This is a genomic window from Vibrio sp. LB10LO1 (genome assembly GCF_010092875.1).
In the GTDB taxonomy this organism is placed as follows: Bacteria; Pseudomonadota; Gammaproteobacteria; order Enterobacterales; family Vibrionaceae; genus Vibrio; species Vibrio campbellii.
In genome coordinates, this window is record NZ_JAADJW010000018.1 from 62,526 (window position 1) to 79,972 (window position 17,447).

The window sequence follows — 17,447 nt, forward strand, 5'->3', positions numbered from 1 at the left end:
TAAAAGAATGAACTTTTCTGCCAAATGGGTGTTATATTATAACACTAGGTATCGTTTCGGGCTTTAAGATGCACTATCGCTGGCAAGCAATCTCACATTATTGGCGTCGCACTGTGGTCTTACTCAGTGTTGCGTTACTGATCGCTTGGAATTTTGCCACTATCGCTCATCAACTTGACCTAGTCCCGGAGCACCACAGCCACCATCATTGCCAAATGTTTGCTGGCTCGCATCATGGTCTGGTTAAGGCTCAACCAGAGCTTCTCGCACCAACTTATCAACGCTCGACATACTCAGACGTGATCAAAAAACGTTTAAATGTCAGTGATGTGCGTTATACAGCGCGCGCGCCGCCTATTTTTGCTTAAACTTAAGAAGCCTCCATACTAGAAATTAAACGAGTTGCTAACTACATGATTTAAATTAGCAATTTCAATAAAACATTTAAGCAAATTAGGAAAAGAAAATGCCTTCTAAACACGCTCTGGCTCTTGTTATCGGCCTATCTCTAGCAGCAACTGCAAACGCAGAAGAATATCGTCAACACGAAGCACACGTGCATGGTCACGTAGAATTCAATATTGCTCAAGATGGTAAAGACTTACTGATCGAAATCACTTCTCCAGGCGCGGACGTTGTTGGCTTTGAGCACGCACCTGAAAACGCAGAACAAGAGAAGGCACTTGGCGATGCTGTTGCTGCTCTAAAAAACACCGACCAGTTGTTTGCTATCAACAAACAAGCGAAATGTGTGATTGAAGATGTTCACGTATCCCACACCCTAGGCCAAGATTCTCATGAAGGTCATGAACACCACGACCATGAGAGCCACGATCACGATAAGCATGACCACGAAGGTCACGATCATGACAAACATGACCATGACAAGCACAAAGACCATGATCACGACGAACATGCACATGATGATGACCACCACGATCACGAAGGTCATGAACATCACGACGAGCATGAGGGTCACGATCATGAACACAGCGGCCACGGTGAATTCACAGCAGAATACCGCTACCACTGTGACTCTGTTGCCGATCTAAACAGCATCAATACCACTTGGTTCAAGCAATTCCCTGCAACAGAATCAATCAGTGCAAACCTATTCACTGACACTACTCAGTCTGCGACTAGCCTAAGCAAAGACAACGCAAAGATCGCAATTAAATAAATCACATGGCGTGTAAGTACTTACTTACACGCCATTGCTTTGGTAATTTATTATGACTGAAACCACGTTAAACGTTGTTGAGCTCTCTAATGCCCAGTTTGTCTGGCCCGGCTCCGAAAACGCGACCATTAACATCCCCCAGTTACACATTGCTCAAGGCGAGCATGTCTTTATCAAAGGCCCAAGCGGCTGCGGTAAATCGACTCTGCTTGCACTGTTAACAGGCATCAATACGCTCACATCCGGTTCATTGTCTGTATTAGACACCGATATCGCGAGTTTGAGAGCGAGTCAAAGAGACAAGTTTCGCGCCGATCACATTGGCTATATCTTCCAACAATTCAATTTGTTGCCTTATCTCAATGTGATAGAGAACGTTCTTATTCCATGCCAATTCAGTAAAATTCGCCGCGACCGCGTTACTCCAAATGCTTCAACGACATCACTGGAAGCACAAGCGACGACGCTACTGGAACGTTTGCGTTTACCTAAAGCCCTGCATGACAAACCGGTATCAGAGCTCAGTATTGGTCAACAACAACGTGTCGCCGCAGCGCGTGCTTTGATCGGTCAGCCTGAACTGGTGATTGCCGATGAGCCCACATCGGCACTCGATCATGACAACCGCAAAGCATTCATTGAACTCTTGATGGAGCAAGCCAACCTTGCTAACGCGACGTTGGTCTTCGTCAGTCATGACCCGACGCTAGAATCCTTATTTGACCGAACACTTAATCTGCCTGAAATCAATCAAGCGCAAATCCTAGGAGCCGCATCATGAGTGCTGTTGTAAAGCTCGCGTGGAAAAGCCTGATGAACCGTAAAGCGACCGCTATTCTCACCATCATGACGGTTGCCATTTCTGTTGTTCTATTATTAGGCGTAGAACGCATTCGAACCCAAGCCAAAGATAGCTTCGCTAATACTATTTCTGGAACTGACCTAATTGTCGGAGGTCGCTCAGGACAAGTGAACCTGCTGCTGTACTCAGTATTCAGAATCGGCAATGCCACCAACAATATTGACTGGAAGAGCTACCAAGAGTTTGCGAACCACCGAGCCGTCGATTGGGCTATCCCAATCTCGTTGGGTGATTCACACAAAGGCTTTCGAGTGATGGGCACCAACCACAGCTATTTCGAACATTATAAGTACGGAAGTAAGCAACCACTCACCTTCTCTGAAGGTCGAGAATTCAATGGCTTATTTGAAACCGTACTTGGCTCTGATGTTGCAAAACAACTCGGCTATAAAATTGGTAGCGAGATCATCATTGCCCATGGCATCAGTGATGTTGGCTTTAGTCGTCACGATAACTTGCCATTTAAAGTTGTCGGTATTCTGGCTCCGACAGGCACGCCAGTGGATAAAACCGTCCACGTTTCCCTAGAAGCGATTGAAGCAATTCACGTCGGTTGGGAAAGTGGCGCTCGCTTGGGCCCGACACCAAGTGCCGCAGACCTCAAAGCCAGAGATTTTCAACCAAAGCAGATCACTGCGATGCTGGTCGGGTTGAAATCACGCATCCAGACTTTTGCTCTGCAAAGACAAATCAACACTTATCCGAAAGAGCCACTTAGTGCCATCATGCCGGGCGTCGCTCTGCATGAATTATGGGGAATGATGTCGGTTGCAGAACAAGCACTGATGGCAGTCTCAGGCTTTGTAGTCGTGGCAGGTTTATTGGGTATGTTGAGTAGCTTGCTGACCAGCTTACAAGAACGCCGCCGTGAAATGGCCATCCTGCGCGCAATGGGAGCAAGACCTAAACACGTCTTCTCGCTACTGATCAGTGAAGCGAGTTTACTCACGTTTGCTGGCATCATTACCGGCGTTGCGGGCTTGTATTCCATTCTTGCCCTCTTGCAACCAATAATCCAACAAAGTTATGGTATACACCTAACCTTAACGGCACTGTCGCCGTATGAATGGATGTTGCTTGGCTTTGTACAGTGTGCAGGTATTGTGATTGGCTTCATCCCAGCATTCCGTGCTTACCGACAATCGCTCAGCGATGGAATGACAATTAGGATTTAGTAAAAATGTGGAAAAAAATACTCGCTAGCTGTTTGCTACTGATATCCTTCACTGCACCAGTAATGGCCAGTGACGAACCGCTGAAACTCGATTGGATTGATCTTGTGCCAGAGAATGAGCGCAAGATGTTCGACAGTGTCGGCATGCCAGCTACAGACCACAACGGTGGGGCGGCACTTCAATCTAAGATTGGTAATGTTCGTCCTGAGCTTAACGGCAGCAAAGTGAAAATCCCTGGCTTCGTGATCCCATTAGAAGGTGATGCGAATACGGTGACGGAATTCTTACTGGTGCCATACTTTGGCGCTTGTATCCACGTTCCACCACCACCACCAAACCAGATCATTTATGTCAAATTCCCGAAAGGTGCACCAGTACAGGAGCTATGGGATGTCATTTATGTGGTGGGAACTCTGAAAACTGAAACGATCGAACATGAGTTGGCAGAAACGGCCTACGTGATTGAAGGCTCATCAATTGAAGCCTACGATGATATGTAGCTTGTTTGATAGCTTATAACTTGGTTGATAATCAATAACTCAGTTGATTAGTAGAATAGATACACTAGGCGTCGCTTCGGCGCCTTTTTTATGCCTGCCAGATATATATTTAGTTACACGATATAGCGAGACAAATACGCGAGTATACCGACATACAAAACCAAAAGTAGCGCTATCGACAGGTGTTTTCTCAGTTTGCTTACGTCTGAATATCTCATCAGCCCTCCAAAATAACGATAACAATTTTAACAACTCATTATCATTTTGAATAGCCCTATTCTGTCAAAATCCGGACATGCCTCTCTGGTCGAGAAAACAGGAAAGGTGTAAATTTAAGCAAGCGCTAATCGCCAGTCTTGGTAGGAAATGAAATGGCAGAACCAACAAAGCAACCTGTTGTTATCGAACACGAACCCACACAACAAAAACATACTCACCACGAAAAGAAGTCTGGCTACATTAAAGACAGTGCGAGCCGTGTTCAAAGCATTGCCCAAATCTACGGGTTAGACGCATTGTTGCAAAGTGATCCTCCAGCTAAAACCGCACTTGAGCGAGCTCAATTAAGAGAACAACGTCGCCAAGAACAAAGACAGAAGAACTTAGAGCAGATCCTCAAACTGGCGCACAGCTCATGTCGAGATGAGACCGCTGGTGAGCCAGACCAAGACTGGTTGTATCGTTTTTTCGATATGGCGCAAGACATCCACAACAGCTCAATGCAAAAGCTCTGGGCGCAAGTCATGAAGCGCGAAGTGACCAACCCCGGCTCAACTTCGATGAAAGCACTTAAAGTGTTGAAAGACATGTCGCCAAGAGAAGCCCAAACTCTGCAACGTGCCGCGACGTTAGCGTGCAGTTTTGGTGGTGATTCAAGTAGAAAACTTTTGATTGGCTACAAAGCGCATGGCGGAATATTCAGTTTTGGCAAACGCGATACCACCAGCAATCTCAACATGGGTAGCTTCCAACTTCCTTATTCGAGCTTATTAGTATTGATTGAATTGGGACTGCTGCACAGCACTGAATTAGAGTCAGGAGAGATTGGCATTGAAACGCCTTTGATGCTCAGCTACCAAGGTAAGAATTTGTCATTACAGGTGAATACAAAAGGTGTGCGTCTGCTTTACTACCGCTTTACTCCGACAGGTAATGAGTTGTGTAAGCTGCTTGGTAACAAGCCTAACAATCAATACTATGACCAGATGCTAGCGCTTCTAAATCAAAGATTTAGCGTTCATAGCGAAGCAAAAACCACAGTAAACCACACCGTTTAGTACATAAAAAAGAGCTTTTGGTCACCTATGATCCAAAAGCTCTTTTAACTGCTCAGTGACTTTTTGGCCACCTATGATCCAAATGCTTTTTTATCGGATCACGCCGCGTTGTCTAAGGTCGATTAAACATAACTCCACCAGCTCATCGACACTCTTTTCGCCCGCTGGCAAATCAATTTCTGGGTTTGCTGGAGCTTGGTATTCAGAGTCAATACCGGTGAAATTCGGGATTTCTCCTGCGCGTGCTTTTTTGTACAAGCCTTTCGGATCGCGACCTTCACACACTTCTAAAGAGGCATTGACGAACACTTCAATAAACTCGCCCTCTGGCAGCAGATCACGCACCAATTGACGCTCTGCGCGGTGAGGAGAAATAAATGCCGACAGAACAATCAAACCCGCGTCTGCCATCAGTTTCGCCAGTTCACCAATGCGACGAATGTTCTCGCGACGGTCTTGCTCAGAAAAACCTAAATCGCTGCACAAGCCATGACGCACATTGTCGCCATCGAGCAAATAAGTGTGATAACCCAATTCGGCTAAGCGATTTTCCAATGCACCTGCCACCGTTGATTTGCCCGCGCCAGATAGCCCAGTAAACCAAAGTACCGCAGGCTTCTGCTTTTTTAATCCAGCACGAAACTGTTTATCAACCGAGTGCTGATGCCAAACGATGTTTTCATCTTTTACCGGAGTTTCGGCAGTCATAACGTATCCTTGTAAATTTACAGATTAAAACGGAAAGAAGACCGGAATCAGCGTCAGTACTAGCACTGAATACACGATGGAAATCGGCACGCCGATTCGCACATAATCGGTCAATTTGTAATTCCCTACGCTGTATACCAACAAATTGGTTTGGTATCCGTAAGGAGAAATAAAACTGGCACTGGCGCCAAACAGCACCGCCATAATGAAAGGCATTGGGTCAACGCCATAACCTACCGCCATGCTATAACCAATAGGGAAAGAAAGCGCCGCCGCCGCATTGTTGGTCACGAGCTCAGTTAGCACTAAAGTCATAATGTAAGTGGCGACTAGCGCGCCAAACACACCCCAGCCATTAAAGGCTTCAATAAACATATCGCCCATTCGCACCGATAAACCGGATGTAATCATCAGCTGGGCGATAGACAACGCCGAGCCCACAATCACCACAATATCGATTGGGAAGCGGCGACGAAGTTCGGAAAGTTGAATCACGCCAAAAGCAAGTAGCGCAATCAGATAAGCTGCCAGACCTTTGATAATAGGTACGATCTCTAGCAACGCACAGCCAATCACAGCGGCAAAACCAAATAACACCAAAGCCGATTTGTTGGCGTCTAAACGCGCGCTGGAATCCAGATCGTTCACCAACACAAACTCTTTACGGTGAGCACGGCGTTCCGTCTCAAAGCGCTTACCGGGTACCAAAACTAACGTATCGCCTGCAGCTAAAGTGATGTTACCTAAGCCACCTTCAAGGCGTTCATGGCCACGACGAATCGCCACAACCACCGCATCAAAGCGGTCACGGAAACGGCTCTCTTTCAGGGTTTTATGACAGAAGGTCGCCGATGAACTGACTACCACTTCAATGAAGTTCTGACCGTTAAGGTGCTGATGGCCAAACAGCGTTAAACCAGGAATTTCTTGCAGTGTTGCGACACTCTCAACATCGCCACAGAACAGCAATCGATCTTTGGCATTCAGAACAAAATCAGGACCAACAGACGGAACCGTTACGCCATCGCGAATCACTTCAGCAAGGAACAATTTTCTCAGGGCACGCAGGTTATTTTCGGTAATGGTGCGCCCAACCAGCGGCGACCCCGGTTCAACTCGAGATTCTAAGAAGTAAGGTAAATCTTCTTGGCTTTGGTCATCGTAATTGGGCAACAGATAGCTCAGCGGGATTAGAATAAGCACACCGCCCACCAACACCGCTAAGCCAATCATGGTTGGAGTAAAGAAGCTCAAGCTTGGCAGGCCGGCATCTTCAACAAAACTGTTGATGATTAAATTGGTCGAGGTACCAATCAACGTCAACGTACCACCAAAAATCGCTGCATAAGAAAGCGGAATCAAAAGCTTAGAAGGCGCATGTTGTTGGTTGCGTTTAATCGCGCCAATTAACGACACCACAACCGCGGTGTTATTTGTGAAAGAAGAAAGTAAAGCGGTAGAAAAGCCCAACTTGGCAATCACACTGCCGAGATGGCCTTCAGAAATACTGCGACTGACCCAACTGATCAATAAGGTTTTTTCTAATGCGCTCGATGCGAGGATCAGCAGCACTAGGGTCAGAAGTGAAGAATTAGTAAAGTTTGCCGCAATGGTATTGAGCTCAATCATCCCCGCCATAAACGCAATGAAAGCAGCTCCTGCAAATACGTAACTTGGTTTAATTTTGGTTACGAGTAAACAAGTGATAATGCCAAGCAAAATCGCTAATACAAATCCTTGTTCCCACATAGCCAATCCTTACCAATAAACCCGATACGGGCACAACAACGACTCGTGCAAACTTAGCTGCACGGAGTGACAAACGAGTAACCAGACAAAAAAGCAAAGCAAGCGAAAAAGAACGCCAGAATGCTCGGTTTCTTGGGCTTCCGGAGCATCCTGGATTCGGGGGAAATCAGCCTGACGGGTTTCGCGATCCAGTCAGGCTAGGTGAACCAATTACTTCTTCAATAACTGGCTCAGGTCTTTAGCTTCCCAATGCGGGAAGTGCTTACGAACCAAAGCATTGAGTTCAAGTTCGAACGCTGAAACATCCGCAAGACCACGCTCAACAGCCGCTAGGCTTTCTTTAACCATGCCTGCACCAACCGTTACATTGGTTAGACGATCGATGATGATGAAGCCGCCGGTATCGGCACAATCTTGGTAGTTATCCAAGGCGACAGATTCGTTCAGCGACCACTCACACAAACCAATGCCGTTGAGTGGCAATTCAGCTGCACCGTGAGTCGAAAGATTGTTGATGTCGTACTGATGACGAATCGCTTCAACGTGACCAACCGTCTTCTTACCAGCAATCTTAATGTCGTAATCACGACCCGGTTGCAACGGTTGCTCTGTCATCCACACAACGTCAGCCAACAAGTGGTTAGTTGACTCTACTTGTGCGTTTTCTAGCACCAGCAAATCACCACGACTGATGTCGATTTCGTCATTCAGCGTCAAGGTCACAGCCAGACCGGCTTGTGCTTCCTGTACATCACCATCAAAAGTCACAATACGTGCAACGGTTGAGGTTTTGCCTGATGGCAGCGCCTTAATCGCATCACCTACTTTCACCGAACCCGATGAAATCGTGCCAGCGAACCCACGGAAGTCGAGGTTAGGACGGTTTACATACTGAACAGGGAAACGGAAGTCGCCTTCGCCCTTCTCGTGGTCAACATCCACAGTCTCAAGTAACTCAAGCAGAGACGGACCTTCAAACCAACTTAGGTTCTGTCCTTTCTCTACTACGTTGTCGCCCTCTAGCGCTGACAACGGAATGATTTGGATATCCGTCTCACCCGCTAGGTTTTCTGAGAACTGCAGGTACTCATCGCGGATCTCTTCAAAACGTTCTTGTGAGTAATCCACCAAGTCCATTTTGTTGATAGCAACAACGAAGTGTTTCAAACCCAGTAGGTTAGAAATGAATGAGTGGCGACGCGTTTGGTCCAACACACCTTTACGTGCATCAACCAGAATCACAGCCAAATCACAGGTCGATGCACCTGTTGCCATGTTACGTGTGTACTGCTCATGTCCTGGCGTGTCAGCAATGATGAACTTACGTTTCTGCGTTGAGAAGTAACGGTAAGCCACATCAATGGTGATGCCTTGTTCACGTTCTGCTTGTAGACCATCTACCAGCAATGCCAAATCTGGCTTTTCACCCGTGGTACCAACGCGTTGGCTATCCGAGTGAACTGCTGCTAGCTGATCTTCATAAATTTGTTTTGAGTCGTGGAGTAAGCGACCAATTAAGGTACTTTTACCGTCATCTACCGAGCCACAAGTCAGGAATCTAAGTAACGACTTGTACTGGTGTTGTTTTAAATAGCCTTCAATACCAAGCTCGGCTAATTGAGCTTCAACTGCACTGTTCATTATCTTTCCTTAGATCCTTTAGAAGTAACCTTGACGTTTCTTAAGTTCCATCGATCCTGACTGATCGTGGTCGATCGCACGACCTTGGCGCTCACTTGAGGTTGCCACCAGCATTTCTTCGATGATGCCTGTTAGCGTGTTTGCTTCAGACTCAATCGCGCCAGTCAGCGGGTAACAACCCAAAGTACGGAAACGTACACTCTTCTCTTCAATCACTTCACCTGGTTCTAGCTCCATGCGGTCATCGTCTACCATGATCAGCATGCCATCACGCTCAACAACCGGTCGCTTGTCTGCAAGGTACAGAGGCACGATCTCGATGTTTTCTAGGTAGATGTATTGCCAGATATCCAGCTCAGTCCAGTTTGAAAGTGGGAACACACGAATGCTCTCCCCTTTGTTTACTTGACCGTTGTATGTTTTCCAAAGCTCTGGACGTTGGTTTTTCGGATCCCAGGTATGGTTCTTATCGCGGAATGAGTAAACGCGCTCTTTTGCACGTGACTTCTCTTCATCACGACGTGCACCACCGAATGCTGCATCAAAACCGTACTTGTTCAGAGCCTGCTTCAAACCTTGAGTCTTCATGATGTCGGTATGCTTTGAAGAGCCGTGCACAAATGGGCTACAACCCATTTCTAGACCTTCTGGGTTCTTATGAACCAAAAGCTCAAAGCCGTATTTCTCAGCGGTACGATCACGAAACTCGATCATCTCGCGGAATTTCCAATCCGTATCTACGTGCAGTAGTGGGAATGGAATTTTGCCTGGGTAGAAGGCTTTGCGCGCAAGATGCAACATGACTGATGAATCTTTACCAATCGAATACATCATGACTGGGTTATCGAACTCAGCCGCAACTTCGCGGATGATATGAATACTCTCCGCTTCGAGTTGTTTAAGGTGAGTTAAACGTTGTTGGTCCATGTTTTGTCTTTCCTTTTTAAGCTTGAAGGCTCATTAGTCCCTAATCTTTGGTCTGAAATTATATGGAGCTGGCAATAGCACTTTTGTTGAATTCAGTACTAGACAAAAACCAGTCCAACTTTTGAGACAGACGCACAACTTCGCCGACAACAATCAAAGACGGAGCTTGAGCTTCTTTAGATAATTCAGATAGTTGAGAAAGTTCTCCGGTGAAAACTTTTTGCTGGATTTGCGTACCGCGCTCGATGATGGCGATAGGGGTTGAGGCTGCCCTACCATGTTTGATGAGCTGATTCTGAATATAGTGTGATTTCATCAGCCCCATGTAGATCACTAAAGTTTGATTCCCGCGCGCTAATGTCGACCAATCCATGTCGTCACTTTCTTCTTTCAGATGACCCGTAACAAACAGTGCTGACTGCGCGTAATCACGATGCGTCAGCGGAATACCGGCATAAGCGGTCGCTCCCGCAGCGGCAGTAATGCCTGGAACCACTTGAAAACGCACACCAGCATCAGCCAAAACTTCCAGTTCTTCACCACCGCGGCCAAACACAAATGGATCACCACCTTTAATGCGCACCACTTTGTAACCTTGCTTAGCAAAGTCCACCAGCAATTGGTTAGTCTTTTCTTGCGGCACACTGTGGTGACCAGCACGTTTACCCACGCACACCAAAATGGTTTCGCTTGGAATTAGCGCCATGATCTCGTCAGACACCAGGTAGTCGTAAAGCACGACGTCAGCTTGTTGTAGGCAGTTGAGTGCTTTCAGCGTTAATAGCTCAGGGTCACCCGGGCCGGCACCAACAAGGGCAACTTCACCTGGCTGAAGAGATTGCTTACTGAAACGCGGAAGATCGGCAGCTCGGTTATCCGAAACCAGCCGAGGCTTATTGATTGGGAAATTCGTTACTGAATCGTTAACTGCCATGTGCTTGCTCATCATCCATTGATATCGTTATGGATGGCATTATGGCGGTGGGTTTATATTACCGGAAATTCTAAAATTTCATTTTTTATTCAAAAAACTGCTAAGAAGCTTTTGTTAGGTCTCATTCAAAATGGTGAAAAAGGCATCAGCCTGACACTTTCCTCCGCATTTAATTGCCTAATGTTCACAGTTTTCTGCATCTTAGCCTGAGCTTGCACTAATATTTGTTACATTACGCTGTACGACCCCTCTATCCCATTTAATTGGAGCACCTCATGAAAATGGCAGTTAATCCCGTATCCGTCGCAGTTTTAAGCGGTATGTTGACGCTTGCAGGTCCAGCAATAGCGGACACTATTAAGCTACGTATTATCGAAACCACCGACATTCACACTAATGTGATGGATTACGACTACTACAAAGATCAGCCTTCTCAGCAAATCGGTCTTAGCCGTGCAGCTACACTGGTTAAGCAAGCTCGTGAAGAAGCAGTGAACAGTGTTTTGGTCGACAATGGCGACTTGATTCAAGGCAGCCCAATGGGCGATTACATGGCAGCGAAAGGGATTAACGCTGGCGAAATCCACCCGGTATACAAAGCGATGAACCAGTTGGATTACGATGTGGGTAACATTGGTAACCACGAATTCAACTACGGTCTTGAGTTCCTGAAAAACTCTATCGACGGTGCAAACTTCCCTTATGTTAGTGCTAACGTTTTCGACAAGAAGACAGGTGAGCACTACTTCAAATCTTATCTCATTAAAACGCACACGTTCAAAGACACTGATGGTCAAAGCCACGAAATCAAAGTGGGTTACATCGGCTTCGTACCACCGCAAATCATGGTATGGGATAAGAAGAATCTAGAAGGAAAAGTCTTCGCTGAAGACATCACTGAGACAGCGAAAAAGCTGGTTCCTCAGATGAAGAAAGAAGGTGCAGACGTGATTGTGGCGATCCCACACTCAGGCATTTCGACTGACCCATACAAGCTAGGCGCTGAAAACTCGGTTTACTACCTCACAGAAGTTGAAGGCATTGATGCGATTGCCTTTGGTCACTCTCACGCGGTATTCCCGGGTAAAGACTTTGCCAAACTGCAAGGTGTCGACAACGCCAAAGGCACAATTAATGGCGTAACCGCAGTCATGCCAGGTCGCTGGGGTAGCCACGTTGGCGTAATGGACTTGATGCTGAAAGAAAAAGACGGCAAATGGCAAGTGGTTGAAGGTCAATCTGAAGCGCGCCCTATCTTCGATAAAGCTAACAAGAAATCTTTGGCAGAAGCCGATAAAGGCATCGTGGATGCACTTGTTGATGACCATAAAGGCACACGTAAATTCGTCAACCAGCCAATTGGTAAAGCAAATGATGTGATGTACAGCTTCCTAGCGCTTGTACAAGATGATCCAACGATTCAAATCGTAAACCTAGCGCAGAAAGATTACGTGGAACGCTTTATCCAAGGCGACCCAGATCTTGCAGACATTCCAGTACTAAGCGCAGCGGCACCATTTAAAGTGGGCGGACGTAAAGACGATCCAAATGGCTTCACGGAAGTAGAGTCCGGCCAGCTGACTTTCCGTAATGCCGCGGATCTTTACTTATACCCGAATACGCTGGTAGCAATGAAGGTTAAAGGCAAAGAAGTTCACGAATGGCTAGAGTGCAGTGCAGGTCAGTTCAATCATATTGATGTTAACAGCACCCAACCTCAGTCTTTGATCAACTGGGATAACTTCCGTACTTACAACTTCGATGTGATGGATGGTGTGAACTACCAAATCGATGTTACTCAACCGCCGAAGTACGATGCGGATTGTAAAGTGATCAACCCAGATTCACAGCGTATCGTGAACCTGACTTACAACGGTAAGCCAGTAGATCCAAAACAAGACTTCATCATCGCAACCAACAACTACCGTGCTTACAGCGCAACCTTCCCAGGCACTGGTCCGGACTTCATCGCGTTTGATGCTCCAGATGAGAACCGTTCAGTAGTTGCCGCTTACATCTCTCGCATCAGTAAAGAGCAAGGCGAAGTGACACCAAGCGCGGATAACAACTGGTCTTTCGCACCAATCAAATCGGATAACAAACTTGATGTTCGTTTTGAAACCTCACCAAGTGATAAAGCTGCGCAGTTCATCAAGGAGAAAGGGCAGTACCCGATGAAACGTGTCGCAACTGACGAAGTTGGTTTCGCGATTTACCAAATTGACCTGAATAAGTAAGGCAAGTTTGGCAGTTATTCTAAGCGGCTCTCATGAGCCGCTTTTTTGTTGTCAGTAAAAACCGTTAGAATGAGAAAAACCGTTTCTGAGTTATCACATGCACAGCGATCTTTTTTCAGACTTAATCAACCATGGCTTCCTTGAAGATGAGGCTAATCAGCTTATTGAACATGGGCAACAGCTTGAACTGCCAACGCGCCATATTCTCAATCACCAAGGTGAGTTCAGCTCGCACATCTACTTTGTGTTAGAGGGCTTGTGCCACGCCAGTTATCTGACCGACAAAGGTAAGGAATTCAGTAAAGAGTTCTACTGGGAAAAAGATTGGGTGATTGGCTTTGAAGGGCTTATCAAGAATCAGCCTTCGCCATATTTATTGGAAACACTGACGCCTTGTCGTCTGTTTTACTTACCAATTGAAGTGCTACATCAATGGCGTGAAGAAAAGCATCCTATCTACTTAAAGCTGCTCGAAGCACAATTAATGCATAAAGAAAACAAAGAACGCTTTATGTTGCTCTACTCACCAGAAGAGCGTTACCAACTGTTTTGTCAGCATTATCCAGACTTAGAACAGCGTATTACCGATAGCCAGATTGCCGCTTACTTGGGGATTACCGCAATCAGTCTTAGCCGAATTAAATCGCGCTTAAAGAAAGGCCATGAATAAGATCAGGTAGGCAGGAAAAAACAAAGGCGCTCAATGTGGAGCGCCTTTGCATTAAATGAGGTTCTGCTTACTTCAGAATACGAGCTCGGAATTGACGACCTTTCATCTTACCGTTGCTGATGGTTTGCAGTGCTTTCTTCGCCACAGATTTCTCTACCGCAACATAAGAACGCATCGCCATTAGCTGGATCTTACCCACTTGTGCACCCGTGATACCATTTTTACCGGTCAAACAGCCAAGGATGTCACCCGCACGTACTTTCTGTTTCTTACCGCCATCGATATTAATCGTCACCATCTTCGCTTGGTATGGCTGCTGAGTTGATTTCGCTGGCAGTGTTGCTGGTACCACATCCATCTCTAGGTACTCTTCAATACGAGCCACACGTAGACCATCTTTCTCACCAAAGAAGCTGAACGCCAGACCTTTGCTGCCCGCACGACCAGTACGGCCGATACGGTGAACGTGTACTTCTGGGTCACGAGACAGCTCAAAGTTAAATACCGCATCAAGGTTGTCGACATCCAAACCACGCGCCGCCACGTCTGTTGCGACAAGGATAGACACACTCTTGTTAGCAAACTGTACCAGAGCTTGGTCGCGTTCACGTTGTTCTAGATCGCCATGAAGGTCCACCACACTGAAGCCTTTGTGATGCAGTTCATCTGCCACATTCTGTACTTCTTTCTTGGTATTACAGAACACTACTGCTGACTCTGGCTGGTGCGTCAGTAGTAGGTTCGCCAGAGCTTCATCACGAGCTTCTGAACCTTCAACGTTGTAAAAGTACTGTGCGATGCTCGACGTATCGTGTGTCGATTCTACTTTGATCATCTCTGGCGATTGCATAATACGCTGAGCAATCTGTTCGATCTTCTCAGGGAAAGTCGCACTGAATAGCAGTGTTTGACGTTGTTTAGGCGCAGCATCAATGATCGCATCGAGTGCGTCTTGGAAGCCCATTTCCAGCATGCGATCTGCTTCATCTAGAACCAGCGTGTTTAGCTCTTCTAGGTTAATGCGACCTTTCTCTAGGTGATCAAGGATACGACCTGGCGTACCTACCAGAATATGCGCGCCATGCTCTAATGAACCGATTTGCGGTCCCATTGGCATGCCGCCACACAATGTCAGTACTTTAATGTTGTGAATACCACGACCTAACGTACGGATCTCTTTCGCCACCTGATCAGCCAGTTCACGCGTTGGGCACAACACCAAAGATTGTACACGGAAGCGCTTCACATTTAGGTTGGACAATACGCCCAGACCAAATGCCGCCGTTTTGCCTGAGCCTGTTTTACCCTGACCAATCACATCACGCTGATTCAAAATCGCAGGTAAGCTCAACGCTTGAATTGGCGTCATATGGGTGTAGTTCAATGATTCAAGCGTCTCTAGTAGCGCTGGATTAAGCCCTACTTGGTCAAAAGTTTGTTTGCTCACAGGGAAATATCCTCAGGTGGGATGAAAAAGAGGGCACATTATCGCCAGATTTGTCACGAAGACCAGTGAAAATTAACCATTGTTAATGAGTAATAGCAGAAAACGACGTAAAGTCAGCTGCATTCGCTCATTAATGGATATTGGAAATGATCAACTGGACTGCCCTACCTTTCTCTCAACTGACAACGACACAACTCTACGAGATGCTGCGCCTGCGCGTTGATGTCTTTGTGGTAGAGCAAACCTGTCCTTATCCAGAACTGGACGGCAAAGATACACTGGAAGGGGTTTTTCACCTATTGGGCTACAAAGACAATGAACTGGTTGCCTGCGCTCGTCTATTGCCTGCTGGCACCACTTACGACAATGTCAGTATCGGCCGTGTGGTAACCAAACAAAGCGCTCGTGGTGGTGGTCTTGGACATGAACTGCTTGAGCAAGCCCTACAACATTGCCAACAGCTTTGGGCAGGTAAAACGATAGATATCGGCGCACAAGAACACCTGATGGCTTTCTATGCGAGTCATGGCTTTGAAGTCATTTCCGAAAGCTACCTTGAAGATGGTATCCCGCATGTCGACATGCGCCGAGTGAGCTAAATGTCACCCCACCACCTGGCGTTACTATTACTGGTTATAGGCAACTTGGCGGCGTCACTCTCCGATGTCGCCGTCAAACTGATTGAAGGCGGCATTAGCCCGTTCCAATATATGTTTGTGCGCCAGTTGGCGTCACTGCTGCTCATCCTACCTTTCTATCTCAGACAACAACCTGATAAACGTACCCTAAAGCAAGCACCTATTACCTTGTTGCGAGCGCATCTAATATTAATTGGTAGCGGATGTATGATGGTTGCGGTTACTCACCTCCCTCTGGCAACTGCCAACGCGGTTTTTTACGCAGCGCCGATTTTAATGTTGCCGCTGTCGATATTGTTCCTCAAAGAGCGTCCTCCACTAAGTAAAATCTTGCTCACTTGCTTCGGGTTCCTTGGTGTCCTAGTGGTACTCAGACCGGATCATTTTCATTGGGCTGCATTGTTTGCACTCGGCACGGCGACCACACTGGCAATGTTTAATATATTGGTAAGAAAGCTACCCAGTGAACAGTCTGTCGTCACCACACTTTGGTGGACCACTCTATTCTCGTTACCTATCTCTGCAGTACTGGCTGGGTTTTACTGGCAACCTATGACGGGACAGGAGTTGGTCTTGGTCATCGTGAGTGCGGTTTGTATCTTGAGTTATAACGGTTTGGCTGTACTAGCGTATCAGAAAGCGCCAGCCGGAGAGATAGCACTCGCCGAATACTCTGGCTTAGTATTTGTTACGCTCTTTGGGATATGGTGGTTTGACGAGATCCCTGACTGGCTGACAGCGGTAGGGATCCTAATGATTGTGTTGCCGCTCTTACCATGGAATAAAAGAAGACGACTCACCAATCGAGAGGCATAAGATTGGGATACCACCACAAGCAAACGGAACGACATAAAAAAGGCGCGAATCATCGCGCCTTTAGAATGCTTGTTAATGAACGTTATTTATTACGCCCGAATGTGCCATCAGATAAGCGGAAGAACATCACCGACTCGCCACTTTTCTCAAGCTGAAGCATATCTAATTTGCCATCGTCAGCGAGCTTAAAGCGAACCAATTGCCCCTGCTTGATTCGGCTTAGTGGCTTGTCGCTGCCTTCAATTTTAACTAAGGCATTCAAGTCCGCCATCGGCAGTTGGTTACTACGGAATACTTGAGCCAACGTATCACCGTTCTTTACCGTGTACTCTTTCCATTGCTCAGATTTTGGCTCTGAGTTTTGCGCTGAACGCTGCTCACTTAAACTTTGCGCATTCAACTGAATGGCAACACGTTGATTCTCGACTTGAGTGTCATCAATAAGTGTTTCAGTATCTTTTGGCACTGGGATGATCAGAAGCACCAACACCACAGGCACCAATACCATTAGTGCACGCTGATGTAGTTTTGGAAGGCGTTGCCAAAACTGAGTGACTGGCTGTAATCTCTCCTGCCACTTCTCTTTGTTAAACGGCTGCTTCCAATCGATAGCAGCGAGCTTTTGTTTCATCAATTCGACATGGTCGACTTGCTGCTTTTTCTTTCTGCGACGATTCATTCTGATG

General features: G+C 46.6%; 17 protein-coding genes. 10 read left to right on the top strand and 7 right to left on the bottom strand.

Features of this window, described 5'->3' with window-relative positions; translation table 11 throughout:
* Window positions 1-68 precede the first annotated feature (68 nt).
* From GXP65_RS14385 to GXP65_RS14410, 6 genes are all read left to right on the top strand, one after another.
* A complete protein-coding gene (locus GXP65_RS14385; RefSeq protein WP_005430545.1) occupies window positions 69-368 on the top strand; it encodes a DUF2607 family protein in 300 nt (99 codons plus the stop codon).
* Between the two features lie 98 nt (window positions 369-466).
* Window positions 467-1,180, top strand: coding sequence for a DUF2796 domain-containing protein (locus GXP65_RS14390; protein WP_162093121.1), 714 nt, complete (start codon window positions 467-469; stop codon window positions 1,178-1,180).
* Window positions 1,181-1,232: 52 nt separating this feature from the next.
* Window positions 1,233-1,961, top strand: a complete 729-nt coding sequence (locus tag GXP65_RS14395; protein WP_162093122.1) for an ABC transporter ATP-binding protein — start codon at window positions 1,233-1,235, stop codon at window positions 1,959-1,961.
* The gene (locus tag GXP65_RS14400) at window positions 1,958-3,217 is read left to right on the top strand and encodes an ABC transporter permease (RefSeq protein ID WP_005430508.1); all 1,260 of its coding nucleotides are present in this window, start codon (window positions 1,958-1,960) and stop codon (window positions 3,215-3,217) included. Before GXP65_RS14395 ends, GXP65_RS14400 begins: the two co-directional genes overlap by 4 nt.
* 5 nt (window positions 3,218-3,222) lie before the next feature.
* On the top strand, window positions 3,223-3,717 hold the full coding sequence (locus GXP65_RS14405) for a DUF3299 domain-containing protein (RefSeq protein WP_005430529.1): 495 nt from the start codon (window positions 3,223-3,225) through the stop codon (window positions 3,715-3,717).
* A 371-nt stretch (window positions 3,718-4,088) separates the two neighbouring features.
* Window positions 4,089-4,994, top strand: coding sequence for a TIGR03899 family protein (locus GXP65_RS14410; RefSeq protein ID WP_020196530.1), 906 nt, complete (start codon window positions 4,089-4,091; stop codon window positions 4,992-4,994).
* A gap of 90 nt (window positions 4,995-5,084) precedes the next feature.
* Here the strand turns inward: GXP65_RS14410 and cysC are convergent, their stop codons facing one another.
* The 5 genes from cysC to cobA form a co-directional block, all read right to left on the bottom strand.
* Window positions 5,085-5,702 carry an adenylyl-sulfate kinase gene (gene cysC, locus GXP65_RS14415; RefSeq protein ID WP_045402453.1) on the bottom strand — a complete coding sequence of 206 codons (618 nt, stop codon included), beginning with the start codon at window positions 5,700-5,702 and terminating at the stop codon, window positions 5,085-5,087.
* Between the two features lie 24 nt (window positions 5,703-5,726).
* Window positions 5,727-7,451, bottom strand: coding sequence for an SLC13 family permease (locus tag GXP65_RS14420; RefSeq protein ID WP_005430526.1), 1,725 nt, complete (start codon window positions 7,449-7,451; stop codon window positions 5,727-5,729).
* 210 nt (window positions 7,452-7,661) lie between these two features.
* Complete coding sequence (gene cysN, locus GXP65_RS14425; RefSeq protein WP_005528550.1) at window positions 7,662-9,092, bottom strand: sulfate adenylyltransferase subunit CysN; 1,431 nt, start codon at window positions 9,090-9,092, stop codon at window positions 7,662-7,664.
* 18 nt (window positions 9,093-9,110) lie between these two features.
* Window positions 9,111-10,019: a sulfate adenylyltransferase subunit CysD gene (gene cysD / locus GXP65_RS14430; RefSeq protein ID WP_162093123.1), complete on the bottom strand. Its 909-nt coding sequence runs from the start codon at window positions 10,017-10,019 to the stop codon at window positions 9,111-9,113.
* Window positions 10,020-10,077: 58 nt separating this feature from the next.
* A complete protein-coding gene (gene cobA, locus GXP65_RS14435) occupies window positions 10,078-10,953 on the bottom strand; it encodes a uroporphyrinogen-III C-methyltransferase (protein ID WP_162860262.1) in 876 nt (291 codons plus the stop codon).
* 275 nt (window positions 10,954-11,228) lie between these two features.
* Between cobA and cpdB the strand changes: the two genes are divergently transcribed.
* Both cpdB and GXP65_RS14445 read left to right on the top strand, forming a co-directional pair.
* Window positions 11,229-13,190 carry a 2',3'-cyclic-nucleotide 2'-phosphodiesterase gene (cpdB, locus tag GXP65_RS14440; RefSeq protein WP_162093125.1) on the top strand — a complete coding sequence of 654 codons (1,962 nt, stop codon included), beginning with the start codon at window positions 11,229-11,231 and terminating at the stop codon, window positions 13,188-13,190.
* 97 nt (window positions 13,191-13,287) lie between these two features.
* On the top strand, window positions 13,288-13,860 hold the full coding sequence (locus GXP65_RS14445; protein WP_162093126.1) for a Crp/Fnr family transcriptional regulator: 573 nt from the start codon (window positions 13,288-13,290) through the stop codon (window positions 13,858-13,860).
* Window positions 13,861-13,927: 67 nt separating this feature from the next.
* On the opposite strand, the gene dbpA is transcribed toward GXP65_RS14445, so the two are convergent.
* Window positions 13,928-15,307: an ATP-dependent RNA helicase DbpA gene (gene dbpA, locus GXP65_RS14450; protein WP_038890894.1), complete on the bottom strand. Its 1,380-nt coding sequence runs from the start codon at window positions 15,305-15,307 to the stop codon at window positions 13,928-13,930.
* 146 nt (window positions 15,308-15,453) lie between these two features.
* Here dbpA and GXP65_RS14455 point away from each other — a divergent pair, with 146 nt between their 5' ends.
* Window positions 15,454-15,906 (top strand): GNAT family N-acetyltransferase, encoded by a 453-nt coding sequence (locus tag GXP65_RS14455; RefSeq protein WP_005528546.1) that lies wholly within the window; start codon window positions 15,454-15,456, stop codon window positions 15,904-15,906.
* On the top strand, window positions 15,907-16,761 hold the full coding sequence (locus tag GXP65_RS14460) for a DMT family transporter (RefSeq protein WP_162093127.1): 855 nt from the start codon (window positions 15,907-15,909) through the stop codon (window positions 16,759-16,761).
* Between the two features lie 82 nt (window positions 16,762-16,843).
* Here GXP65_RS14460 and GXP65_RS14465 read toward each other — a convergent pair whose 3' ends face one another.
* Window positions 16,844-17,440 carry a LysM-like peptidoglycan-binding domain-containing protein gene (locus GXP65_RS14465; protein ID WP_138940803.1) on the bottom strand — a complete coding sequence of 199 codons (597 nt, stop codon included), beginning with the start codon at window positions 17,438-17,440 and terminating at the stop codon, window positions 16,844-16,846.
* Window positions 17,441-17,447 lie beyond the last annotated feature (7 nt).